Genomic DNA, 23836 nt, shown 5'->3' on the forward strand with positions numbered 1-23836 from the left:
TTATTTGCCGCCGGTAAACGTGACGCCTTTGATGAAAAAGCGGTTGAACACCGCGTAAATCAGCAGGGCCGGAAGCGTGAAAACCATGGACGCCGCCATGATGTAGTTCCAGTTGCTGATGTATTGGCCCTTGAACGTGTTCAGACCCAGCGTCAGCGTGAACATCTTCGCATCCGAGATGAACATGAGCGGCTTCAGGAATTCGTTCCAGGCGCCCATGAAGACGAAGATCGTCTGGGCGGCCAGGGCCGGAAGGGCCAGCGGGAGCGCGATCCGGAAGAAGATGCCGAACCGACTGAGACCGTCGAGCTGCGCAGCCTCCTCCAGCTCCTTCGGAAAGCTGACGAAGAACTGGCGCATCATGAAGATGAACGTGGCGTTCGCCATCATCGGCAGCGTGAGCGACGAATAGGTGTTGAGCAGGTTCAGGTTCTTCATGATCAGATACGCCGGGACGATCGTCAGCTGCGCCGGAATCATCTGGACGGCCAGAATGAGAACGAACATCAGCTTGTTCCCGAAGAAATCGATCCTTGCCAGCGAGTAGCCGGCCATGGAATTGAACAGGATGTTGCAAACGGTGGCAATGACGGCGACGAGCGCACTGTTTAACATCCACCTGCCGAACAGAGGCTCTTTGACGAAGATGTCGTAATAATTTTGCAGGGTAAAATTTTTCGGTATGAAGTTAATGCTGCCCGACACGATCTCGCCCAGTGTCTTGAAGGACGAAGAGAGCGCCCATAGAAACGGAATGAGCGTAATGCACGCGTAGACGAACAAGATGGCGTACAGCAGCACCTTCACGAATTTGGATGATGAAGTCGTCATGAGTACGCCTCCCTAGTTTTTGTCTTCGGTGAACAGCCTGCGCTGGATCAGCGTAATGATCAGGATGACGGCCGCCAGGACGACCGCAAGCGCGGAGGCGTAGCCGAAGTCCAGATTTTTGAACGCGTACTGGTAAATGAGAAGCGCAACCGTCAGCGTGGAGTTATTCGGGCCTCCCGAACCGGCCGAGAAAATGTACGACTGGTCGAAAAGCTGGAACGTTCCGATAATGCCCATCACCACGGTAAAAAAGGTCGCCGGTTTCAGCAGCGGTAGCGTAATGGACCAGAACTGGCGCCATTTGCCCGCGCCGTCAAGCATCGCGGATTCATACAGCGCGTCGGGAATGTCCTGAAGCGCCGCCAGGAACACGACCATAAAGAACGGGTCCGTGGACCAGATGTTCATCATCATGATCGCTTTAAGCGCTACGGCGGGGTCCCCCAGCCAGTTGTAGCCGTGCAGGCCGACAGCCTCCAAAATTTTGTTCAGCAGGCCGTTCGTATTGAAAATCCACATGAAAATCAGCGTCAGAACCGCTGAGGATGTAACGGTCGGCACGAAAAATACGACCCGGAAGAAGTTCTTAAACTTGAGTTTGGCGTTCAGCACAACGGCAAGCAGGATCGCGAAAGCCGTCTGAACCGGCACGACGAAAAGCACGAACGAAGCCGTATTTTTCAAAGCGATCCAGGCCCGCTCGTCGTGAGCCATACGCGTAAAATTATCGAACCCCACCCACTTGTAGCTGACCTGGCCGAGCAGGCTGACTTTGTGGACGGATAAATACATCGAATAAAAGACCGGCAAAAATAAAAAGGTTCCCAGCACGAGCAGAGTGGGAAGCAGAAACAGATAACCGGTCACCGTGTTGCGGAGTTTCCGTTTCCAGGCCGCGTGAACGGTCATGAGCCTTACCTTCCTTTCGCGGAAAAGTTAAAGGGCGGCAAGGAGGAGCAGCACCGCTCCTCCTTCCTTCCCTTCTTGCTTTACTTGGCGGCCGAGATTTCCTTGTTGGCCGTATCCTGGGCTTTCTTCATCGCGTCCTCCAGCTTCGCCTTGCCCGAATACGCTTCGATGAACTGATTGTTAAAGTTGTTCATGATCGTCGGCAGGGTCGCTTTATCCACCCAAGGCGTAGCGTAAGAGGCGCCCGCCACGATAGCCGCGCGGAGCGGATCCTTGTCGTAGCCGAGCTCGGTCGCGACCGACTTGCGCGTCGGAAGCGCGAATCCTTTGCTGGTCCAGGTTTTCATGCCTTCTTTTCCCGTCAGGTAGGAGAGCAGCTTCCAGGAAGCGTCCTTCTGCTTGGAATCCTTGTTCATCACGTAAGCGACCGGGAACGCCATCGTGCCTTTTTTGCCGTTTACCGTCGGAAGCTCGGCCGTGCCGTATTCAAGGTCCTTGTAGTTGGTTTGCAGGAACGGAATCGCCCAGTTGCCTTCGAATACGATAGACGCTTTGCCCTGGCCGAACATTTCGCCGGTCCAGCCTGCGCCGACTTCCTTCGGCTCGCCGGACGTTTTCTCGACATTGTGCATATCGGTTACGAGCTGGAGACCTTTGAGCGCTTCGGGGGAAGCGAACGTCGCGTTTCCTTTGTCGTCCGAGACTTGGCCGCCGAACGCTTTCATCATGTACATTTGGCGGGCGATTTCCGGAGCGGCTCCGAAACCGTAACGGACCACTTTGCCGTTTTCGGTTTTGGTCAGCTTTTTGGCGGCGTCCTGAAGCTCTTCCCACGTCTTCGGCGGGTTCACTATGCCCGCTTCTTTAAAATCTTTCTTGTTGTAAAACATCGCCAGCGTCGAGAAATCCTTCGGGAAGCCGTACGTTTTGCCGCCGTTCTGGAAAGCCGCGAGAAGCGGCTGCTCGAAGTCGGCCGTATCGAAATCGGCCGTTACGTAGCCGTCCAGCGGTTCGACGACACCGGTCTGGATCAGGCCGGGCGCTTCGAAAGCGTCCAGATAGAACACGTCCGGTCCGTTTCCGCCGATCAGCCGGGTTTTCATGACGTCCATATACTGGTCCGCGATAACCTCGTAGTTGACTTTGATGTTCGGATTTTTCTTCTCGAACTCATTTAGAGTTTGCTGCAAAAGCTCTTTCTCATCCGCGCTGGACGTCCAGCCGGCCAGGGTAACGGTTACTTTCTCGCCGGAAGCGCCGCTGGACGGCGTTCCGCCCGGTGCGGGCGTTCCCGTTGAAGAATCGCCGCTGCCGCAGGCGGAAAGCACGACGACGGAGCCGAGGAGCACGGACGTTAAGGTTGCGAAAGATTTTTTCATCATAAACAATAAACCTCCCTAAAAATATCTGTAGGCATGTATTCATTCGGATTTATTCAATCAAAGGGAGCTGCCCGCAAAAGGTTCCATCAAAGCGCTTCATCGTACCGGCTGAAGCCGCTATGTCGTGCAGGACATTCTCTCCGGCAGCTCCCGGTCCTATTCGTTTTACAAGATTTCCAGCTCGTAGCCCGTATCGTTGCCCAGCACGCTCACATCCACGCGGCCTGTTCTCGCATCCCGCTTCAGCAGCAGGTGCAGGCGACCGCCGCCGATGCGCAGCCGGTCCACCTCCAGCTCGCTCATGTCCGGCAGAAGCGCCGGTTTCAGCGTCACGCGCCGTTTCAGCGCATCCGGCACGATACCGAGCATCGCCTGCACGAACGTCAGCGAGGTGCCCGCTGCCCAGGCCTGCGGCGAACAGGCTACCGGATACTTCACCGGGTATCCGAGCGAGTCGTCATAGCCGCAGAACAGCTCCGGCAGGCGGGCGTACTCGAAAGCCTGCGAGGCTTTCAGCAGCCCCTGCATGACGGTGAGCGCTTCCTCCCGATAGCCGCTTCGGCTCATGCCGAGCAGGCAGAGGGAGTTATCGTGCGGCCAGACGCTGCCGTCATGATAGCTCATCGGGTTGTAGCCCGCCGCCCCCGTGCTCATCGTGCGGATACCGTAGCCGCTGAACATGTCGGCCGCCACAAGCCGCTTCGCAACCGCTGCCGCTCTTGCTTCCGAAGCTATGCCGCTCATCAGGATGTGTCCGGCATTGGAAGTCACGGAGTGCACCCGGCTCTTCGCTCCGTCCAGCGCGATCGCGTAGAACTGCTCGTCGTCCATCCAGAAATCGCGCTCGAAGCGCTCTTTAAGCTCAGCGGCCTGCGCTTCCAGCCGCTCCGCCCCGGCCTCCCGGCCAAGCGCGCGGAACAAAGGAGCCAGCCGCGTCTTTGCCTGGTACACATACCCCTGTACCTCCACCAGCGCAATCGGAGCCTTCGCATACTCCCCGTCGGCATTGACCACGGAATCCGCCGAGTCTTTCCAGCCTTGATTCGCTATGCCTTTGGACGATTTCTGGACGTATTCGACGAAGCCGTCGCCGTCCTCGTCCCCATAGGAATCCACCCATTCCAGCGCCGCCTCGATATGCGGCATCAGCTCTTCGATGAGCGGCGTATCTTCGGTCCAGTGGAAGTATTCCGCCGCGAGCAGCAGAAACAGGGGCGTGGCGTCGATCGTGCCGTAATACGGCGTAAACGGTACTTGGTTCGTTCCCGCCAGCTCACCGTAGCGGATCTCGTGCATGATTTTGCCCGGCTGCTCGTCACGCCATTCATCTTCCTTCGTCCCCTGGTAGGAAGCCATCGTCAGCAGCGTTCCCTTCGCGATGGCCGGATTAAGCGGCAGCATCTGAAGCGCCGCGATCAAGCTGTCGCGTCCGAAAGGAACCGCGAACAGCGGCAGGCCCGCCACCGGAAACGGCCCGTGGCCCACGTCCGTCAGCAGGACGCGCAGGTCCTGGACACTCCGGCCGAACAGCTTGTCGAAGGCCGGAAGGTCGCTGCGCACGCCGGTGCTTCCGCCGTTCCACTCCGCATAAGACGCGTCCAGCTTCGCCATCGCTTCCAGAGGATCGTGGAGCCGGGGCTGTTCGCCGTTAATCGAAGGACTCACGGTAAAGGCGATTTCACAGGATTCCCCGTGGTTAAGCTTGACGGGAAAATGCAGACGTCCATCGCCATCCACCGTATGTGCCGGGCCTTGCCAGCCAATCCGGGTTTCCCGGTCCACATTGTCCGCTCCCCGGTAAGTGATGACCCGGCCGTTCGAAGAGAAACTGTCGCCGGTTTTGTGCCCGATTTCTCCGTATTGGAACCCGCGGACCACAAACATGTCTGTAAAATCGGCGTCCATCGCCACGGAAAAATCAAATTCAACCGCCTTCGGATAGTAGCTTGTGATCCGAAACGTTTCGTATAGAGATTCATCGTATATAAAGCGCTTTCTTTCGATTTCGACCGATTCTCTCCATAAAATAAGCTCTCCGTCCCGCTCCATATGCGGATTCGTAAGCCGGATGACGGCAATGTAATTTTCATCCGCGGCCGACGAAAGCAGGATGGGCTTCTCCCCGTTGATTCCGATCTCAAAACGGCTTAAAAACCGCGTATCGGAAGTATACAAGCCGTGTCCCGTCTCGGGATTTATATCTCCGTTTACATCGGTAATCAGAAACAGATTATTCTCTTTAATCACACGGTAATCCAAAATATGACCTCATTTCTCTCGTTGACTTCATGCTGATTCATTTATCCGAAGCGTTTCGGATAACAAGCAAAAAAATACGAGACCGAAGCCTCTTTTTTCCAATCAGCCCTTTCCAAAACGTTTCGGATGAACTATAATTGCATTATAAGCGAAGGTGTAAGCATTTACAACCCCAATTTTAGACACCGGTTATAACTATCCATCCGATAACGTCCAAAACGTTTCTGAATAAAAGGAGAACAACCATTGGTCACTATCAAAGATATTGCCAAAGCCGCACAGGTTTCCGTCACCACCGTATCTCGCGCGTTAAACGGCTATGACGATGTAAACGAAGAGACACGCAAGAAGATAAAGCGTTTCGCCGACCAGCTCGGCTACAGCCCCAACATGGCGGCCCGCTCCCTCGTATCCAAGAAAACCAAGACGCTCGGCCTTCTGCTTTCCAACGTCACACGCGCGAGTTCCAAAGATAATATCGCCTTCGAAGTGCTCTGCGGAATGAACGACCGGGCCGGAGAGCTGGATTACGATCTCGTGCTGTTCAGCACGACTCCCCAGAAGCAGAAGATCAAATCCTACAAGAACTTGTGCCAGGAACGGGGCGTCGACGGCGTCATTATTATGGGCATTCGGCTGGACGATCCCTATTTGGAGGAGATCGTTTCCTCGGACATCCCATGCGTTCTGATCGATATTCCGCTCCAGGGCCCGAATGTCGGCTATGTTACCTCGGACAACATCAAAGGCGCCTATACCGCCGTAAAGCATCTGATCGAAAACGGCCACAGCCGCATCGGCATGATCAACGGCCACGCCCAGGCGGACGTTAGCATCCAGCGGTTGAAAGGCTACACGGACGCGCTGAATAACAGCGACATTCCGTTCGATCCGACCCGCGTCCTGGACGGCTCTTTCTCCGAATCCGGCGGCAAAGAAGCGATGTACAGGCTGCTGTCGCTGCATCCGGAAACAACCGCCGTGTTCTGCTCCAGCGACCTTATGGCGCTCGGAGCCGTGCAGGCGGTCAAAGGGCTGGGACGGCGTGTGCCTGACGATATTTCGATCATTGGCTTCGACAATATCGATCTGACCGCGTACACCTCGCCATCCCTTACTACCGTCAACCAGCACAAGTACGAGTCCGGCTATCAGGCCGCACAGCTCCTGGTCGATTTGCTGGAAGGCCGGAATGTAAGCCATCATATCGTCCTGAATACGGAGCTGGTAAAACGGGAGAGCGTCAAGCGCCTGCCGCTCTAAGCGAATAGGAGGCAATAACAAAATCCCCTTAGGGACCGAGGAAGCAGGAAGCTTTCATCGGCCCTCAAGGGGATTTTTGCGGCGGCCCGCCGGCATTCTTCCGTGCTATGCGCACCTCGCAAGGCACCGGCGCCGGGGTACCGCGCCGTATGACGGGCGACCCACCGTCCGGCCGCTTGTAGCCGCACTCGCGAGACCACGCAAATGCAGACGCAGACATTCAGCGGCCGGTCATGCGCCGGATGATCTCGCGGCTTTTTTCCAGATAGCCCACGGATTTGTCGTACTCCCGGCTGGCTACGCCCAGATACAAAATATCAATGACATTCAGCTGCGTCATCCGTGATGACATGGCTCCGCTGCGGATTTCGTTCTCCGTCGAGGAGGTATACAGCGGATAATCCGCGTGCGAGCTGACCGAATTGTTGCCGTATTTCGTGATGGAAATCGTTTTTGCCCCGCATAGACGCGCTTCTTTCAAACATTCGATGACATGATCCGTTTCGCCGGAATAAGAAATGCCGACCGCCACATCGTCCTCGTTCAGCATCACGGCGGAAGTCAGCTCAAGATGCGGATCGGTAAACGAATAGCTGGTCTTGTTGATCCGCAAAAACTTGTGCTGGGCATCCTGAGCGATCAGATTCGAAGCGCCGAGGCCGTAGAAGTACGTCCGTTTCGCCCGGCTGAGAGCCTCGACCGCTTCTCTCACCGTATCCGCATCCAGAATGGTCACCGTATCTCGAATGGACTGGATATTGTTGGCCGATACCGTATGGATAATCCGGTCGATGGAATCGTTCGGACGAATTTCCCGGTACTCGTATCTTTCCTCGCTCTGGTTCAAGTCACCGGCTACTTTGAGCTTCAGCTCCGGGTAGCCTTTCACGCCCATCGACTTGCACAAACGGATAATCGCCGCCTGGCTGCCGCCGCTTTCGGCCGCTAATTGCGCTACGGACATTTCCAGCATTCGATGCGGATGACTGAGCACAAATTCCGCCACCTTGCGTTCCGATGGCGTGATATCGTCCAGAATCTCGCGCAGCCTGACTAATCCTCCGTTCATAATTCCTCTCCTTTGCCTGCGTGCCGCGCTTTAGAAAAATTGTACGCGTTTCGAAAGCGCGCCCGTCGGTACCGCGAACGCTTGAGCCCGCTTGAAGTTAGCCGGTGCGCCGCGCACGATCGTCAACGCTTTATAGTATTCGATGAACGGAAATCCGTAAGTTTCACCGCGTGCGTAGGCATACACATTCATCGCTTTAACCCAAGTCTCGTATGCTTCATCGGGAATGTCAATAAAAATTTCAGGGTTGAAATCGTACGGATCTTCCCAGTTATCCGCGTAGTACAGATGGTTCGCATAGTGGGACGGAAGCTCTCGCTCGATCGTCTTCAATCCGGCGTAAAAACGCGCGTCATTGACAATATAATGCGTATTCGCGTGGTCTTTATGAATGCTGCCCTTCCAATGGGTGAGAATGATATCCGGTTTCACTTCGCGGATCACATCGGCGACCTGGTATTTCACTTCTTCGTCGACGGGAAGCTCGGCGTCTTTATAGGCCAGAAACTTGACGTCGGCACCGACGATATCGGCGAATTTATGGGCTTCCTCGATCTTCTGCTTCGCATATTCTTCCGGAGTCAGGCGGGGATGCCCTTTCTCTCCCGGCGTCAGATGCAGGAAGGTGGCTTTATGGCCGGCCTGCGTATATTTCGCGATAACGGCGCCCGCCGTCAAATCCAAGTCGCCGGCGTGACCGCCGATCGCCAAAATATGATGCTTTTGCTCTGTCATGTGAAATCGCTCCTTTGGGTTGGATTACTCGGTTTATCGTCCCATCAAAATCTTTGATTCGTCACGACCGCTGCCGCAAGCGCGTTATGCACGCAAGCGCGAAGCGCCTTCACCGTTTTGCCCCGTCCGTAGTAGACCCGGTTCGTCAGCAGCACGACAGCCAGATCCCGCTCGGGGTCCAGCCACAGGCTGGTGCCTGTGAAGCCCGTGTGGCCGAAGCTGCGCGGCCCCATCCAGTCGCCCGAGGCATCCAGCGGATCGCCCTTGAGCGCCCAGCCGAGCCCGCGGCGCGCGCCGGGGATGCTCTCCGTGAAGCTGCGCACGGAGGCAAGGGCCGCCGCCCGCGAGAGGAGACGCGGCCGGGGCGTTTCCGCTCCCGCCGCGTCATGACGCGCACCGGCGGCCGGGGCGGGGACGAGCCCGCAGCCCAGCCACATGCGGGCATAGCGGACCAGGTCGCCGGCCGCCGCGAACAGCCCGGCGTGGCCGCTTACGCCGCCGAGGGCGCGGGCGTTCTCGTCATGGACGACGCCGTGCAGGCGGACTCCTGCGGAGGCGTCGTACTCCGTTGGCGCTATATCCGCCGCCCGCCCGGCAGGCGGGCAGAACAGGGCGCTGTCCATGCCCAGCGGCCCGAAGATTTTGTCGCGCGCCGCCTCGTTCAGCGGTACGCCCAGCATCTCCTCGGCTATGCGGCCGAGGGTCATGTAGCCGACGTCGCTGTATGCCATCCGCGTGCCGGGTTTGGCCTGCAGCGGGGTGCGGTACACCGTCTGCCACATCTCTTCCCACGTCAGATGAGCCGAGTACAGATTGACGAGCGGCGGCAGTCCCGACGTATGCGTCAGAAGCTGGCCTACCGTGACTTCTTCTTTGCCGTCGCTTGCAAATTCAGGCAGCAGGGATGCCGCCGGTGTATCCAGGGTCAACCTGCCCTCGTCAATGAGCCCGAGCACCAGCGGCAGCGTTACGGTCACCTTGGTGAGCGAGGCGCAGTCGTATAGGGTGCCCGCATGTACCGGCGCCGGACCGTGACCGTCCGGATCGGCAGCTCCGGCCGCGTATACGAGTTCCTCGTCACCGCGTACGACGGCCAGCACCGCTCCGGGAGTAACGCCTGCCGCGATCTCGCGGTCAACAGCCCGGCAGGCGGCGATTACCCCTTCCGGCGAAAGGCCCAGTGCCGAAGCTCCGGAAGCGGCCGCCTCATACCCCATTGCCGCGGGCCTCCGTGGCGGAAGCCTCCGCGGCCGCTTCCGGTCCGTAGAGCAGATACTTGCTGCGAATGCCGGCCCATTCCTTCCCGTCGCGTTCCCAAGAAGCGATAATCGCTTCCAGAGCGCCGGGCTCGTGCAGGGTCAGGCGAATCCGGTCGCTGCCGCTCAGCAGGTCGATGAAGGTGGACTGGCCTTCCTTGAAAGGCGCCAGCCATTCGAATTCATCGGGATGAAGCCTTTGGATCATACTCAATAAGTGAAGGCCGGTGACGGCTGATTTGTACACTTTCGGGTCCGTAACGAACGTCATCACGCCGTTGCACAGCTGACCGGCATGCTTCGAGAAGGTCGGCGTAAACGTGACCGGGTGGAACCGGACGCCGGGAAGATTCAAGGCATTCAGCTCACGGCAAGTTTCCTCCGCCTTAAGCCAAGGCGCTCCCACCTGCTCGAAAGGCTTGGTCGTACCGCGTCCTTCCGACAGGTTCGTTCCTTCGAACAGACAGTGCCCCGCGTAGATCCGGACCGTATCCATGGTCGGCATGTTCGGGGACGGCGGAAGCCACGGCAGCCCGGTATCGGGATATTCCATCTCCCGCTCCCAGCCCTCCATTTTAACGACATACAGCTCGCAAGGTGTCTTCATTTGATCGGCCGCCAGCAGAGCGAATTCGCCGATGGTCATACCGGTACGGGCGGGCATTCTCCACGCGCCTACCATCGACAGCAGGCTTTCGTCCAGCAGGCCGCCTTCCCACTCAAGTCCGCCCAGCGGATTGGGACGGTCCAGCACAATCACGCGGACACCGGCTTCGGCGCAGGCTTCGAGCGTATAGATCAGCGTGCTGAGATACGTGTAAAACCGGACACCGAGATCCTGGATGTCGAAAACCATCGCCTGAAGCCCCGAAAGCATGTCGGCCGTCGGTTTTTTATGCTTGCCGTACAAGCTGTAAACCGGAATCCCGAGCTCCGGGTCGATTTCATCCTCGAACCGGACGCCTGCCTGGCGCTCCCCCCGGATACCGTGCTCGCAAGCGAACAAAGCGCCGAGCTCCGCTTCTTCCAATGAAGCGCAAACCTGAATGGTGGACTGAAAGTCGCGGTTGATCCCCGTCGGGTTCGTCAGCAGTCCGAATTTACGGCCCTTGAGCAGCGCGGGCGCCATTTCCGGAAACCGGTCGGCTCCCGTTTTCACCTTCCCTTGCATGAGGTTCCCTCCCCTGTTGGATAATAAAATCGGGTCTTCTTTTTCCAATTATCTGTAACCGCTTTCTATGTGTCATTATACCGTTTACGAAATTTTATTTCAATTATTTTTTACAATATAAAATTTTGTTTCCCGTACGTTTTTACGAAACTTCCCTTTATTAAACGGATGATTTAAGGCCTTTGGAAAATGACCTGCCGCCCTCTTTTCAATCAAAATTTTATTTCAGAAATTTTAAAAATATATAAACTTTTATTTTACAATCTTCCTGTGCTTCCGCTATACTATTGTCAGGGACTTCAACTGCATTCTCCTTTTTTTCCTCCAGTTTCCACGCCACACTTTTCTTTGACGGCCTGGAACTTCTTTTTATGTTTGCCTTACAGCCGTTCTCAACAGCGAATATCCCGAACCCGCCCGGCTCTGACCGAGGCAGGCAATCGGGCTGAGTTTTATACATCATGCTGGCATTCTTTCAGTTTCTACAAAAATAACGGAAGAAAAGGTGACTCCCATGGATTATGTCATCGGCCTTGACGGCGGCGGCACCAAAACCGAAGCCCTCGCAATCGACTTGAGCGGCGCAGAGCTCGGCACTTGGACGGGCGGCCCGGGAAATCCTCACGCCGTTACTTTCGCAACCGCTTCGACGGAACTCGGCCGGCTTCTCGCCACGGTCAAAGATGCTCTGCCGGGACGCAGATGCCTGGCCGTTTGCGCCGGCCTTGCCGGAGTAGACACCGCCGAGGAACGGAGCACAATGGAGCGGTATCTGACCCAAACGCTTACGGGAAGTGCTTACGAGGGTGTATCTCTTCTGATTAAAAACGACGCCGAAATCGCGCTGAAAGCCGCCCTCGGCTCCAGCAAAGGCATCATCGCCATTGCAGGCACCGGTTCCATCATTTACGCCTTCGATTCCGAAGGGAACAAGTACCGTGCCGGAGGCTGGGGGCATCTGCTCGGCGATCAAGGCAGCGGCTACGACATCGGGCTCTCCGTTCTTCAAACCGTCATGAAAAGCTACGACGGCGTACTTCCCGCGACCGTGCTTACAGAAGCCGTCCTTCAAAAACACGGCATCCGGGATGCGGCGGAGCTGCGCGGAATCGTTTATCGGCCCGGCGTGCAGAAGGCGCAGATTGCCGAGCACGCGGAGCTCGCTGTCCGTGCAGCGGCGGCGGGAGATATGCTCGCCCGGCAAATCATCGTGCGTTCAGCCGAAGATCTCGCCGACCTCGTCGTTGCGCTCCGGAACCGCCACCCCGAGCTTGACCGTCTGAAAATTGGCGCGGCCGGGTCGATTTTCGCGCATTGTCCGCTCTTCTACGATACCTTCCGAGTGAACGTATCGCAGGAAAACGATTTATCGGACGTCGTCTTGTCCGGCCGCCGCTCATCTGCAGGTGCTGCCGATTACGCCAGGGAGCTTGCGGCCTCCCAAGGGGTGAAGTAAGCGGCCGCCTAGTATGCCGCGTTGCGACCGCCTTTATATCCCTTTTTAACTATCGGAGGTACCTTATGAAAGAAAATATACACAGTCTCACGACCGAGCAGCAAAATCCCCGGACCCGCCAATTGGACCAGAGATCTGCTTTGGATATCGTCACGCTGATCAACCAGGAGGATTTAACCGTCGCGGAAACGGTCCGGCAGGTACTTCCGGCCGTGGCCGAAGCGGTTGATTGGATCACGCAGCGGCTTTCCGCGGGCGGCAGGCTCTTTTACTTCGGGGCGGGAACAAGCGGCAGGCTCGGAATTCTTGACGCATCCGAATGCCCGCCCACTTACGGAACCGATCCCAAGCTGATTCAAGGAATCATTGCCGGGGGACCCGATGCGATTTTGAAAGCCGTCGAGGGAGCGGAAGACAGCGAGCAGCTCGGACGCGACGATGCGGATGCCTGCGGCGTCAGCTCCAAGGATGTCGTTGTCGGCATCGCGGCAAGCGGCAGAACGCCCTACGTGATCGGCGCCATGAAGCGCGCCCGCGAACAAGGGGCAAAAGTCATCGCCTTGTGCAATAACCACGGCACCCCGATGGCAGCCATCGCCGATCTGGCCATTGAGCCTGTTGTCGGTCCGGAAGTCGTGCTCGGGTCGACCCGCATGAAAGCGGGCACCGCCCAGAAAATGGTGCTGAACATGCTCACAACGGCCTCGATGGTACGTCTAGGCAAAGTTTATGATAATCTGATGGTGGACGTTCAGCCTTCCAATTACAAACTGGTCGAACGCGCCAAACGCCTCATTGCGATGGCAACGGGCTCGGACAGCGAAGAAATTTCCCGGGCTTATGCGGAATCGCAAGGTCACGTCAAAACCGCCATCGTCATGATTCTGGCTAAAATGTCCTATGAAGAAGCTTCACGCAGATTACAGGAAACCGGCGGCAAAGTCCGCATGGCGGTTGAATCGTCCGAAAGTGCCTCATAAGCGTTTATTTCTCAGCGAAAGGTTGCATGCACATGAATGTCCGCTTAGTGAAACCTGATGAAATGACCGAAGCCGCGGCGCTTGCCGACTCGATTTTCCGGGACGGCGAGCAGGTATCGATGGCCGCCGGCTTCCCTTATTTGTTCTCCGCCGTCACTTCCTCCTCGTTCGGAGCTTATGGAGAAGACAGCCGCATGACGGCTTTTATGGGACTGCTCCCGTCCGCTGTCCGAATCGGCTCCTCGCAGCTGAACGTGTTCTCCGTCGGCGCGGTCTGCACGGCCCCGGAAGCACGGGGCCACGGGGTTGCCGGCAAGCTGCTCGATGCCGTGAAGGATCAAGTCGCCGCATCGGACGGCGACCTGATCCTCGTGTCCGGCACGAGAAGCCTGTACACGCGCGCAGGCTGCCGCGAGTTTGGGACGATCCGGCGCTACACGCTTACGCCGGAAATGGCCCCGGCGCTGCGGGAAGCAGCCGCTGAGGCTCCGCAAGCCGGCGTAAGCGAGGGCAGCACGGCCTCGCTTACGGGTGCGGGTGCCTCTGCCCGTGCGGCCTCGCAGGTCGGCGCCGGCGCTTCCCGCGGCACGGATGCGGCCGGACCGCTCCGCTGCCGGGAATGGACGCGCAGCGACCTGCCCGCTCTGGCCAAGCTGGCCGCTTCCCGCGAAGTCGCCTTCGAGCAGAGCCAGTGGGACCTGGCCGTGCTCATTGACGCGCAGGCTTACGCGAGATGCGTGAAGCTGGGGCACCGCGTCTACGTTGCGGAACGCGGAGGCGTCCCCGCCGCGTTCATGGTCGCCGCGCTTCCGGGAAGCCTCCGGCCGAAGATGACGCCGTTCGCCATCGAGTGGGCGGGCGAGCCTTCGGCCGTAGCCGCTCTGCTCGCGCATGCGCTGGAGACAGCGGCCCCGGAAAAGCTGGACGTGCTCGCTTCCCGGCACGATGCCGGACTGGCCGCTCTGCTGCAGAAGCATGCTCCGTACGCGGACGAGCGGATTCTGGGGACCGTCTATGTGCCCGATGCGGCCCGCCTTTTCCACCGGCTGAAGCCGTACTTGGCTGCTCTTCAGCCGGAAAAGGCTCCCCTGCTGGAAGGCAGCTCCGGCGCGGCCGAACGCGGCATCCGGCTGTCCTATCCGGGACTGGACGACTTGGAGCTGGATGCGGACGCGTGGATCGCGCTTCTGTTCGACGGTCCGTTCTTACTGCCGGGAGAGGAAGCGGCAGCGGACGCGAATGCGGCGCCGGTCCTTCCCGACGATACTCCGGCACAATGGCACGAGGCGCTGACAGGTCTGTTCCCTGTCCCGTTTCCGTCGACCTCCGGTCTCAACTACATCTGACGCGCACTTTATCGCCTCCCCGTCGATACCGGAGTTTTCATTGAGGCGGCGGGATATGCGGTATTGTGCTGCCTATACAAAAAAAAGCGCCACCCCTTGACGGGCGGGCGCTTTTTTCCGTTCCTAACGTTACGTTCGGCACAAACATGTACAAGCGCTCGCCTCTTGTCCAAATTCCCCCAGTCGCAGAAGTTTTTCCGTGAACACATGTTTTGACGACACTGCTTGTACGGCTCATTGCTTTGCTGCTCCTTGCTTGTACTGCTAGTATTGCTAGTACCGCTTGTACCGCTTGTACCGCTTGTACCGCTGTACCGCTAGCACTGCTTGCATTGCTTGCGCTTCTTGAATGGCTTGCCTCTCCCTCCCCACTTGCCAGATCGTTCAACGTTCCCCGTGCTTACCCGCCTTATCCGCCGGGGCGCTTCCAACAAACAGATGGCGGAGCAGCTGACGCTTTTCGAGGGCACCGTCAAGGTCTACCTCTCCCAATTGTACGAGAAGCCGGGCGTTTCCTCCCGTACCCAAGCGCTCGTTACCGCCCAGGAGCTTAAGCTTCTGGATGCGGAATAAGCATGCCTGCTTGGCTGAAACGATGCTTGTTTCAGCTCTTTCCGGCCCGCTGTGCGCCAAGGCCACTGCGCCGCTTAACCCCTCCGGGTCATATCCGGAGAGGTTTTTGTGTGGCTCTTGGTTCTGCTCTGCTTCTGGTCTTGCTCCTGCTCTTGCTTCTGCTCTTGCTTCTGCTCTTGCTTCTGCTCTTGCTTCGCTCCCTGTGTCACTCTTCGGCCCGTTCTTCTATCCGCACTTCACTGCCGTTCTCGTATTTACTTTCCCGATTGCTCTATACCGTTTTTGCTTTGCAGTCTCCCCCTCAGATTTCAGAGCAGATTCAGGTTGATTTAATCCCGTTTTAAGAAGTGCCGGGTACAATGGGTTCAGGACAGCGGATCAAACGTTTGCCTTAAACCGTTTTAGAAGGAAATTTGCCGGGTAATAATTCCGGCCGCGCAACGGAAACCCGTGTGCTTCGTATAAGACTTAGAAGACGTCCTTCCAACTTACATACGAATTACTCCATTCGCTTATCTGCCTACTTACGCTTATAGATACCGTTGCTCGTCTGATCCCACCTATTCGTTTACAGAAAAGAGGAAATACACATGAGACCCAAACATATTTTAATCGCAGGCACTGTCGCTTTTGCCATCACAATCGGTGCGGGATTTTGGAATGAAGAAAGCACCGCGGAAGTACAAATTATGATCCCGGATAACCCGGCCGCATTCGATAAAGTGAAAACCTCCGCCACGCAAACCGCAGCCGCGCCCGTCCAGGACGAACTGCATCAGGCCCTGGGCGTCACTTCCGACGAAGAGATTTACGACGCTTTGTATAACGGGCAGTCTCTCGCTGAGGTAGCGGCCGGCCATTCGCGCGATGTGCAGGATGTCATTGCCCTGCAAACGGCGCAATTGTCCGCGCAGTTGGATGACCGTCTCGCCGGTGGAAGCTTGTCCCGGGAAGCTTATGAAGCCCACAAGGCAGAGCTGGTCGAGGTCATCACCCGAAGCGTCGCGAACGTAACTTGACCGGTCTTTGCTGGCCCGCCGCCACCCCTCAAGCATCACGTTGTTAAAAAGAAAAAAGGCGCCCCCGATTTTACGGGGGCGCCTTTTTTGATTGAATCTGCCGCATGCCTCATCGGCACTCGCGGTTAATACTACTCGCCGGCACGCGATCAAGACTGTCACCGGCGTAACCGCCCGACAAAACCGAGCCTGCCGCAGCAGGTCGACCACGAGACTTACGTCTGCTGGAAGTGGGTTGCGGCGACTTGGCATTCCTTGCATACGAACGCATAGGTAATTCCTTCGCCGTAATCATCCACGTCCTCCCAGGAGAATTGGGCCAGGAAGGTCATTTTCCCCGAGCACCCGGGACAATCCGGGTACTCCGCATCCTGAATCCACGTGGGATGGCCCCCCACCTGCGAAGCCACCGCCGGCTCCTGAGTCCAGACGGCGGCGTAGTAAGTTCTCCGCTCCTTGCCTGAGAACCGCAGGGCGGGCCGCCCTCCGGCCTCCAACGGCCCATCCTCTTCCGGCACCGGGGAAACGGCGGGGGCGGCATTGTACCGGCTCCAACTGCTTCCTCCCTTACCGTCTATATCGGTAAAAAGAAAGCCATAGCAGGTGCAGCTCAAGCAGGTCGCAATCTTCAATCTTTCGCCTTCCATACCCAGGAACTGAAGCGAAGGATGTCTGAGGTCCAGATCGAACAAAACAGTCATTTCGCCGCCGCAGCCTCTGCAAAACTCTTCGGTTTCTCCGAAAAGCGATACAGGCTCGCCGCCGGAGGCTATGCCTTTTTCAAACGTCCGGCACTCCCTGTAAAACAAGTCGCTTCTCAAACCTTCCCCGTTCAGCATCCATCCCGCCTCAAGCGAGTACTGGTGTGGAGGAACATACAGTTCTTCGGCCCAGACAGGCGGAGTTTCCCGCCATTGGTTAAAGCGGGCCGCCACCGCTTCATCCCCGATCCAGGCCAGCGCGAGCAGCAGGAAATTGCGGTTCTCCGCATCTTTTTCCACTTGGTCCAGCAGAAAATCCCGGATAGCGGCGGGAGCCTGCTTGTAGAGAATACCCGGATGGTAGCATTCCTTCCTAATAAGCGCGGGCAGACAGTCGTGCACCGGTATTCCCGTGAAGCATGCCAGCGATAACAGAATGTCTTCCGCGATATCCGGCTCATCTTCCGATAGCAGCGCCGCCGCGTAAGCTTTCATCCTCTCCGCATCCGGTGCGGACAAAGAGGCATACAGCTCCTCGGCCGTTTTCTCGTATGCCGTATAGCGGATGAGAGGGTCCGGAACTCTCGGCTCGCACATGACTTTCAAAATCTCCACGGGGTCCGTTATCCCCTCGTAGAGATTCACATCCCTGCGTTTCCGGCGGATGAACTCCTCCCGCTCCAGCCGCTGCCGGTCCTGTACACAGGGCATACAGTAACCGCCCGTCTTCTCGGCTGTCCGGGGAAGAATCGTCGCCCGGCAATCCGCGCTTTTGCACGGAATACGCTCCGTCATCACACTTCATCCTTTCACCGTCCGGCGAGCTTACATGGAGAGCACCGCCGGATTTTTCGCTTGAAATTCTTCCCGAGAACAGGAAGCCTGCCTTCCGCGCTCCTATTCTTTCTCCCGGGCTCCTAAGCTTTACTGCGGATTTCTTCGAGAATCCGCCCGCAAATCTCCTCAATCGATTGCGGGCCCAAGTCCCCTTCTCCGCGCTTGCGGACGGCTGCCGTGCCCGTATTTTTTTCGTTTTCGCCAAGGACGAACATGTACGGCACTTTTTCCAGCTGCGCTTCACGGATCTTGTAGCCCAGTTTCTCGTTTCTCAGATCGGCTTCCGCACGGATGCCCGCTTCGTCCAGCGATTTCTTCACGAGCATGGCGTAATCGGCGTAATGGTCGGACACCGGCAGAAGCTTCACCTGCACCGGTGCCAGCCAGAGCGGGAAAGCGCCGCTGTAATGCTCGGTGATGATGCCGATGAAGCGGTCGACCGAACCGTACACGGCCCGGTGGATAACGACCGGCCGGTGTTTCAGGCTGTCCTCGCCGATGTACGTGAGGTCGAATTTCTCCGGCATTTGAAAATCGAGCTGAATCGTCCCGCACTGCCAGCTGCGCTTGAGCGCATCGAGAATATGGAAGTCGATTTTCGGCCCGTAGAACGCGCCGTCGCCTTCGTTGACCCGGTATTCGATGCCCCGGTTATCGAGCACGTTTTTCAGGGAAGCTTCCGCCTGATCCCACAGCTCTTGGGAGCCCATGGAGTCTTCGGGGCGCGTGGACAGCTCGATTTTGTACTCGAAGCCGAAGACGCCGTAAATATGGTCGATCAGTTCGATCACCCGGCCGATTTCTTCTTCGATCTGATCGGGGCGGACGAACAGATGCGCATCGTCCTGACAGAACGTGCGCACGCGCATCATGCCGTTCAGCGCGCCCGACATCTCGTGCCGGTGCACCTGCCCGTACTCGGCAAGGCGGATCGGAAGTTCCCGGTAGGAATGCAGGCTGTTTTTATAAATCAGCATATGGCCCGGACAGTTCATGGGCTTCAGCGCAAAACTCGTGTCGTCCACATCGGTAAAATACATGTTGTCCTTGTAATGGTCCCAGTGGCCCGACTGCTCCCAAAGGCGTCTGTTCATCATGAACGGCGTACGCACTTCGTCATATTCCCGCTGCCGCTGCAGTCCGCGTGCGAAGCTTTCCAGCTCCGTGCGAATCGTCATCCCTTTGGGCAGGTAGAACGGCATGCCGGGAGCTTCTTCGGAGAACATGAACAGGCCGAGTTCCTTGCCCAGCTTGCGGTGGTCGCGTTTCTTGGCTTCCTCCAGCAGATGCAGGTGCTCGTCAAGCTGCGCTTTTTTCGGGAAAGCCGTGCCGTAGATGCGCTGAAGCATCTTGTTGGCGGAATCCCCGCGCCAGTAAGCGCCTGCCACGTTCAGCAGCTTGAACGCTTTGATCCGCCCCGTCGAAGGCAGATGCGGTCCCCTGCACAGGTCGAGAAATTCTCCCTGTTCGTAGACGGAAATTTCCGCATCCTCCGGAAGGTCGCGGATCAGCTCCAGCTTCAGGGGATCTTCCATGTCGCCGAAAATGCGAAGAGCCTCCTCCCGGCTTACGACCCGGCGGACGATCGGCAGGTTTTCGCCCGCGATCTTCTCCATCTCCTTCTCGATTGCGGCGAGATCTTCGGTCGACAAGGGCTTTTCGAGATCCAGGTCGTAATAGAACCCGTCCTCGATAACCGGGCCGATGCCCAGCTTCACGGCTTTGCCGCCGTAAATCCGCTTGATGGCCTGCGCCATGAGGTGCGCCGTGCTGTGCCGGTAAATGTTCAGCCCCTCGGCGCTATCCGGCGTGATAATCTCGACCGCGCTGTCCCGGTCGATGGACGTGTTCAGATCGACTGGTTTGCCGTTTAGTTTGCCGCCGAACGCGTTCTTACGAAGTCCCGGACTGATGGACTGGGCCACCTCTTCAATCGTCGTCCCTCTGGAGTACTCCCGGACCGATTCGTCTGGCAAGGTTACTTGAATATTCATCGTCTATCCCTCCACGAGTGTTTTTGTTGAACGCAAAAAAACGCAGCTCATCCACAAAGGGACGAGTGCGTTCAGCTCGTGGTTCCACCCTCATTTGATCTGCCGCGAAACGCGCAGAATCCTCATTTGGCATCCGGTAACGGAGATGATCCGGTGTCATCTACTGCCGCTCGGATCTTGTGCGGGTTCGATGCCACGGCTGCAAAGGGGTAATTCCGCATCCGTCGGCAGGAGAAGCTTTCAGCATGCGCTTCTCTCTCTGGGCAGCCCGTAAAGGGAATCGTGTCTTTGGTCAATGCCTGTATGGGTAGAAATTATAGAATCGCTCCTGAAGGATGTCAAGCCGCGAATTTCTACTTTTCTCCATTCCAGGTCACTTCATGCCGCCTGCCGTGCTGATTTCGACCGGCTCGGAATTATTTCTTCCCCCGACGGCTTTAACGACAAACTCATAGGTTTGCGCGGAGTCGGTGCCGCTCAACGTATAGCTGTAGGCGGTCTGCCCGCTGACGGCCGGAACGTAGGCGCTCCAGTTGATGCCCGCCCTGCCGTTCTTCTCGTAAATGCGGTAGCCTCTAACCGGCTCGGACGTGCTGGCGGGAGCTTTCCAGGAAATAACCGCCTTGCCCGACTGTTTGACGGCGCTCGCATTTTCCACCTTGGCGGGCTTGCCGTCCGTCCGCTTGATGCTGTAGGACTCATAAACAGCGACGGGTTTGTCTTTTACGGCCGTATAAGACGTGAATTTGAGCACATCGCCGGTGATCGACACATCCACGAACATCTTTTTATTCGGCTGCTCGTTCTTGGCTGCGAAGAACGTATCCGCTTTCGGGTTCAGATCGTAGAACTTCGAAGCGCCGGAGTTGCCCATCAGGTATACGGTGCCTTTCGGATTCACGACGTTGCCCTGCTCGTCGATAATGACGTTTTTGATGGGAACGTTATTCAGCATCTGGTAGGATCTCATGTACATATGGTCATGTCCTTCGAAAACCATATCCACGCCCAGCTCGTCGAATACCGGAATCAGATACTTGCGGTAAAACTTCACCCGGTCGTCTTCCGCCGACGCGTTGTCTCCCGAGGAATAAGGTCCTTTATGCATGGAAACGAATTTCCATTTTTTATCCGACTTGGCCACCTGATTCCTCATCCATTCCAGCTGCTTCGTAAATTGGGGATCGGCCTTATACGGGGAAACCTCCCCTTCGTACTGGGAATTGATCTGCATAAAGAGCGCATCGCCGTATTCAAACGCATACACCGATCCGTCATGGGCGCCTGTCCCGACATCTTTGGGCAAATTGAAGTGGTTGTAAAAATTGTTGTTGGGATAGTCCTCTACCTCGTGATTGCCGATAATCGGGGCGAACGGCACGTTAGCGAATTCCTTTTTCGGAACGCCCAGGAACCACTGCCACAGCTGCTCCAGATCCCCGTCATCCGTCAAATCCCCCGTCAGCAGGACGAATTTGGGATCTACCGTCTTCTCGATGGCTCTCTTGAACGTATCCTGCCACAGCTCGAAGTTGGATTTGCTGGAGCCCTGCGTGTCGGTCACGTACAGGAAGTGAAAGTCCTGATTGTCGGCCCGGTCCGTCGTAAAAGACCCGGTCTCACTCCAGCCGTCCGCATCCCCGTTGCCGGCCCTGTAGACGTACTTCGTACCCGACTTAAGCCCGCTTGCAGTCGCTTTGTGACTGGCGAATTTCTTGTATTTCTTCGAGCTTCTGTCGCCCGCGGTCATCAGCGTGTCGATGACGGTGACACTGCCCGTGTAGCTCTGCGCCAAATCAGCCGGGAACGTGCCGCCCGTGGCTTTGGATGCTTCCACCACCTGGACAACCGTGCCCTTCACCGTTTCGGCCGTATACCAGTCGAACGAGATGCTTGTTTTCGGGTCGCCGTTGAACGTCATGTTCAGCAAAGACGGCGTTTTGATGCCGGAGTCCGGCAGCCTCGTCGTGAAGCTCCACGTAATGTCGGCGGACGGGGCTGCGCCGTCCTGAGCGCCTTTTACGAGTCCCTTGGGAACAGTGACCTTGTAAGTTTTTCCGGCCGCCAGATCGGGATGGCTGATTTTGAGGGTGCTGCCGCTCACCGCCGACGAAACGCCGGAAAGCGAAGCGCCGCCGCTGTCCGTGATCGCCGCTTTATACGCGTTGTCCTGCACCACGGCTTTGTTGAAGGTCACGCTGATTTCGGTGTTCACAGCCGCGTCGGCCGCTCCCGGAGCGGGAGTTCTGCTTACAGCCGTCGTCGGCTGTTCCCCGGGTTCGCCGCTGCCGCGTTCGCCGGTCACGAGCACATCCTTGATCCGGCTGGAACCCGAGCTGGATACCGTGCCGCCGCTTACACTGGCGGCCGAGCTTACGACCCAGCGGATGTAAAGCACATCCTGATCGCCGGCCCCTTGCGGCAAAGAGAGATTCGTTAATTTGCAGGTATTGTTCGGACAGCTGAAATTATTTTGGGCCAGGACCAGCTTCCCGTTCGGAATGTCCGTCCACGTCTGCTGATCGGTGCTGAATTGAACTTTGAAGTCACGCGGACCCGTGCTTGAGGAAGTCTGCTGCGATGATAGGGTGATGTTCTCATACCCTTTGGTGGAGAGTGCCGCGAGCCAGTATTTCTTGCCGCTGCCGTCGTGCCAGCCCTGATTGCGGACGCTGTTTTCGCCGGATTCGTATGTGTACTGGTCGGTATTGGTGCCTATGTCCCGGATCGAAGAAGCCGTTTGGAACACGCCGCCCGTGGCGGGAAATACACCGTTATTGCCTTTGTCCTTGAAAATCCACTGCGCCAGCGTTTCTTTAGTCGCCGCCGCTTCCGTCCGTGCGCCATTGCTCGCTCCCGCCGTACCGCTTGCCGAAACGGCTCCGGCCAAGTCGAGCGCCAGCAGCAGGAACACGACGAACAGACTGATGGAACGCGTCATTCTTTTTCCGGGAAAAGCTCGATACTTCCGCATTTCGCTTCCTCTCCTCATGTGATCAGATGGGTAAAGCGGTGCATCCACAAAATTAAAGCGCTTTAATTTTGCTTCATTTATCTTATCACGGATTCCATTTTTTTGTAAATTATCAAAGATAAGCGAGTAACCAAACAAAAGGGCACCGGCAGTTCGTTCTCACAATGACGCAGCACAAAAAGCACGGGTCCTCGCGGACTCGCGCTTTCGACAAAGCCGTGCGGCTTTAAGGCTCCTCAGCCTTTCCCCTAAACCGAGCGGGCCGCCCGGGTCGTCAGCCTTTCATAACACTGTCGGAACTGTACGTATCCGAGTATTGAGTCTCGCCTTCCTTCAGCCACACATCCGCAAATTCGTCCGAATTCTGCTTAAATTGCTCCAATACGTACGAGCAGGCGGGAATGATTTTTCTGCCGTTCTCGCGAGCCTCGGCTACGACATAATCCAGCAGCATTCGACCCAGGTTGCGGCCCCGGTACTTGGGATCGATAAACGTATGATTGACGATCCATGTGTCCACGTCGACCATATGATACGTCATTTCTCCCACTGTGCCGCCTATGCCTGTCAGGATATAGCTGGTTCCCTGCTTCTGGACCACAATGTCCACATATCCCTCTTCGCCCGTCTCGCCAGGGGCGGAATTCTTTTCCTCCGGCGGGTTCTGTTTCAATTCACTCATTTTATCGCACCTCCTGAAAAGAGTTATCGTTCTGTAGGCAAGCGGATGAAACCGCGCTATAGAACCTCTTTACCCTAAGAGTGGGGTTGTGAAGCTGATTTGAACCGGCGACAGCCTTCCAAAACCTCTCTTCAACTCTCCGAAAAGAAAGGGGGTTTTTGGCGAAAAAACGAAGGTTCCGCGCCTCGATTCCGCATTCCGTGTCGAATGGAGCTAATTTCTACAAATAAGGACAAAATCTGAACAAAAATTGTCGATTACTTTTTTAATTGGTTGTGGTACTATAATTTGTAAAATAACTTTATCTAGATAAAGTCCTAGGATTCATGATTTTTGCAAGCGCTTCGATTATCTGAAAATCACGACTCCCCCCCCAATTAACTATGAAAATGGATGAAT

The 23836-nt window shown here is 56.8% G+C and carries 18 protein-coding genes; 6 read left to right on the plus strand and 12 right to left on the minus strand.

Annotated elements, in window-relative coordinates; translation table 11 throughout:
- The 4 genes from AC2TF6_RS26560 to AC2TF6_RS26575 all read right to left on the minus strand — a co-directional run bounded on the left by AC2TF6_RS26560 (window position 1) and on the right by AC2TF6_RS26575 (window position 5381).
- Window positions 1-831: a carbohydrate ABC transporter permease gene (locus AC2TF6_RS26560; protein WP_009675326.1), complete on the minus strand. Its 831-nt coding sequence runs from the start codon at window positions 829-831 to the stop codon at window positions 1-3.
- A gap of 12 nt (window positions 832-843) precedes the next feature.
- A complete protein-coding gene (locus AC2TF6_RS26565; protein ID WP_491309225.1) occupies window positions 844-1740 on the minus strand; it encodes a carbohydrate ABC transporter permease in 897 nt (298 codons plus the stop codon).
- 80 nt (window positions 1741-1820) lie between these two features.
- Window positions 1821-3122, minus strand: a complete 1302-nt coding sequence (locus tag AC2TF6_RS26570; RefSeq protein WP_491309226.1) for an ABC transporter substrate-binding protein — start codon at window positions 3120-3122, stop codon at window positions 1821-1823.
- A gap of 165 nt (window positions 3123-3287) precedes the next feature.
- Entirely contained in the window at window positions 3288-5381 is a 2094-nt protein-coding gene (locus AC2TF6_RS26575; RefSeq protein ID WP_491309227.1) for an amylo-alpha-1,6-glucosidase, read from the minus strand.
- A 246-nt stretch (window positions 5382-5627) separates the two neighbouring features.
- Here AC2TF6_RS26575 and AC2TF6_RS26580 point away from each other — a divergent pair, with 246 nt between their 5' ends.
- On the plus strand, window positions 5628-6644 hold the full coding sequence (locus AC2TF6_RS26580; protein WP_491309228.1) for a LacI family DNA-binding transcriptional regulator: 1017 nt from the start codon (window positions 5628-5630) through the stop codon (window positions 6642-6644).
- Window positions 6645-6864: 220 nt separating this feature from the next.
- On the opposite strand, the gene AC2TF6_RS26585 is transcribed toward AC2TF6_RS26580, so the two are convergent.
- The 4 genes from AC2TF6_RS26585 to AC2TF6_RS26600 are packed head-to-tail and all read right to left on the minus strand — an operon-like array spanning window position 6865 to window position 10875.
- Window positions 6865-7713 carry a MurR/RpiR family transcriptional regulator gene (locus AC2TF6_RS26585; RefSeq protein WP_491309229.1) on the minus strand — a complete coding sequence of 283 codons (849 nt, stop codon included), beginning with the start codon at window positions 7711-7713 and terminating at the stop codon, window positions 6865-6867.
- Between the two features lie 30 nt (window positions 7714-7743).
- A complete protein-coding gene (locus tag AC2TF6_RS26590) occupies window positions 7744-8448 on the minus strand; it encodes a PIG-L deacetylase family protein (protein WP_009675323.1) in 705 nt (234 codons plus the stop codon).
- 44 nt (window positions 8449-8492) lie between these two features.
- Window positions 8493-9665: a serine hydrolase domain-containing protein gene (locus AC2TF6_RS26595; RefSeq protein ID WP_491309230.1), complete on the minus strand. Its 1173-nt coding sequence runs from the start codon at window positions 9663-9665 to the stop codon at window positions 8493-8495.
- On the minus strand, window positions 9655-10875 hold the full coding sequence (locus AC2TF6_RS26600) for an exo-beta-N-acetylmuramidase NamZ family protein (protein WP_491309231.1): 1221 nt from the start codon (window positions 10873-10875) through the stop codon (window positions 9655-9657). Before AC2TF6_RS26600 ends, AC2TF6_RS26595 begins: the two co-directional genes overlap by 11 nt.
- Window positions 10876-11389: 514 nt before the next feature.
- Between AC2TF6_RS26600 and AC2TF6_RS26605 the strand changes: the two genes are divergently transcribed.
- The 5 genes from AC2TF6_RS26605 to AC2TF6_RS26625 all read left to right on the plus strand — a co-directional run bounded on the left by AC2TF6_RS26605 (window position 11390) and on the right by AC2TF6_RS26625 (window position 16249).
- Window positions 11390-12331 carry an N-acetylglucosamine kinase gene (locus AC2TF6_RS26605; protein ID WP_491309232.1) on the plus strand — a complete coding sequence of 314 codons (942 nt, stop codon included), beginning with the start codon at window positions 11390-11392 and terminating at the stop codon, window positions 12329-12331.
- 65 nt (window positions 12332-12396) lie between these two features.
- The gene (murQ, locus tag AC2TF6_RS26610) at window positions 12397-13311 is read left to right on the plus strand and encodes an N-acetylmuramic acid 6-phosphate etherase (RefSeq protein WP_009675332.1); all 915 of its coding nucleotides are present in this window, start codon (window positions 12397-12399) and stop codon (window positions 13309-13311) included.
- A gap of 32 nt (window positions 13312-13343) precedes the next feature.
- On the plus strand, window positions 13344-14657 hold the full coding sequence (locus AC2TF6_RS26615) for a GNAT family N-acetyltransferase (RefSeq protein ID WP_491309233.1): 1314 nt from the start codon (window positions 13344-13346) through the stop codon (window positions 14655-14657).
- A 396-nt stretch (window positions 14658-15053) separates the two neighbouring features.
- Complete coding sequence (locus AC2TF6_RS26620; protein ID WP_491309234.1) at window positions 15054-15230, plus strand: response regulator transcription factor; 177 nt, start codon at window positions 15054-15056, stop codon at window positions 15228-15230.
- Between the two features lie 590 nt (window positions 15231-15820).
- A complete protein-coding gene (locus AC2TF6_RS26625; protein WP_491309235.1) occupies window positions 15821-16249 on the plus strand; it encodes a hypothetical protein in 429 nt (142 codons plus the stop codon).
- 215 nt (window positions 16250-16464) lie between these two features.
- On the opposite strand, the gene AC2TF6_RS26630 is transcribed toward AC2TF6_RS26625, so the two are convergent.
- The 4 genes from AC2TF6_RS26630 to AC2TF6_RS26645 all read right to left on the minus strand — a co-directional run bounded on the left by AC2TF6_RS26630 (window position 16465) and on the right by AC2TF6_RS26645 (window position 23437).
- A complete protein-coding gene (locus AC2TF6_RS26630) occupies window positions 16465-17745 on the minus strand; it encodes a DUF1963 domain-containing protein (RefSeq protein WP_491309236.1) in 1281 nt (426 codons plus the stop codon).
- Between the two features lie 122 nt (window positions 17746-17867).
- The gene (gene thrS / locus AC2TF6_RS26635; RefSeq protein WP_491309237.1) at window positions 17868-19781 is read right to left on the minus strand and encodes a threonine--tRNA ligase; all 1914 of its coding nucleotides are present in this window, start codon (window positions 19779-19781) and stop codon (window positions 17868-17870) included.
- Between the two features lie 373 nt (window positions 19782-20154).
- Entirely contained in the window at window positions 20155-22755 is a 2601-nt protein-coding gene (locus tag AC2TF6_RS26640; RefSeq protein ID WP_491309238.1) for a metallophosphoesterase, read from the minus strand.
- A 274-nt stretch (window positions 22756-23029) separates the two neighbouring features.
- Window positions 23030-23437, minus strand: a complete 408-nt coding sequence (locus AC2TF6_RS26645; protein WP_491309239.1) for a GNAT family N-acetyltransferase — start codon at window positions 23435-23437, stop codon at window positions 23030-23032.
- Window positions 23438-23836 lie beyond the last annotated feature (399 nt).

It is taken from the genome of Paenibacillus sp. JNUCC 35, from assembly GCF_058269095.1.

Bases quoted from the DNA above. Each gene is read 5' to 3' on its own strand.
- murQ (WP_009675332.1), top strand. From the start codon at position 12,397: ATGAAAGAAAATATACACAGTCTCACGACCGAGCAGCAAAATCCCCGG.
- AC2TF6_RS26640 (WP_491309238.1), bottom strand. From the start codon at position 22,755: ATGCGGAAGTATCGAGCTTTTCCCGGAAAAAGAATGACGCGTTCCATC.
- AC2TF6_RS26630 (WP_491309236.1), bottom strand. From the start codon at position 17,745: ATGACGGAGCGTATTCCGTGCAAAAGCGCGGATTGCCGGGCGACGATT.
- AC2TF6_RS26560 (WP_009675326.1), bottom strand. From the start codon at position 831: ATGACGACTTCATCATCCAAATTCGTGAAGGTGCTGCTGTACGCCATC.
- AC2TF6_RS26570 (WP_491309226.1), bottom strand. From the start codon at position 3,122: ATGATGAAAAAATCTTTCGCAACCTTAACGTCCGTGCTCCTCGGCTCC.
- AC2TF6_RS26590 (WP_009675323.1), bottom strand. From the start codon at position 8,448: ATGACAGAGCAAAAGCATCATATTTTGGCGATCGGCGGTCACGCCGGC.
- AC2TF6_RS26645 (WP_491309239.1), bottom strand. From the start codon at position 23,437: ATGAGTGAATTGAAACAGAACCCGCCGGAGGAAAAGAATTCCGCCCCT.
- AC2TF6_RS26600 (WP_491309231.1), bottom strand. From the start codon at position 10,875: ATGCAAGGGAAGGTGAAAACGGGAGCCGACCGGTTTCCGGAAATGGCG.
- AC2TF6_RS26625 (WP_491309235.1), top strand. From the start codon at position 15,821: ATGAGACCCAAACATATTTTAATCGCAGGCACTGTCGCTTTTGCCATC.
- AC2TF6_RS26605 (WP_491309232.1), top strand. From the start codon at position 11,390: ATGGATTATGTCATCGGCCTTGACGGCGGCGGCACCAAAACCGAAGCC.
- AC2TF6_RS26585 (WP_491309229.1), bottom strand. From the start codon at position 7,713: ATGAACGGAGGATTAGTCAGGCTGCGCGAGATTCTGGACGATATCACG.
- thrS (WP_491309237.1), bottom strand. From the start codon at position 19,781: ATGAATATTCAAGTAACCTTGCCAGACGAATCGGTCCGGGAGTACTCC.
- AC2TF6_RS26615 (WP_491309233.1), top strand. From the start codon at position 13,344: ATGAATGTCCGCTTAGTGAAACCTGATGAAATGACCGAAGCCGCGGCG.
- AC2TF6_RS26595 (WP_491309230.1), bottom strand. From the start codon at position 9,665: ATGGGGTATGAGGCGGCCGCTTCCGGAGCTTCGGCACTGGGCCTTTCG.
- AC2TF6_RS26565 (WP_491309225.1), bottom strand. From the start codon at position 1,740: ATGACCGTTCACGCGGCCTGGAAACGGAAACTCCGCAACACGGTGACC.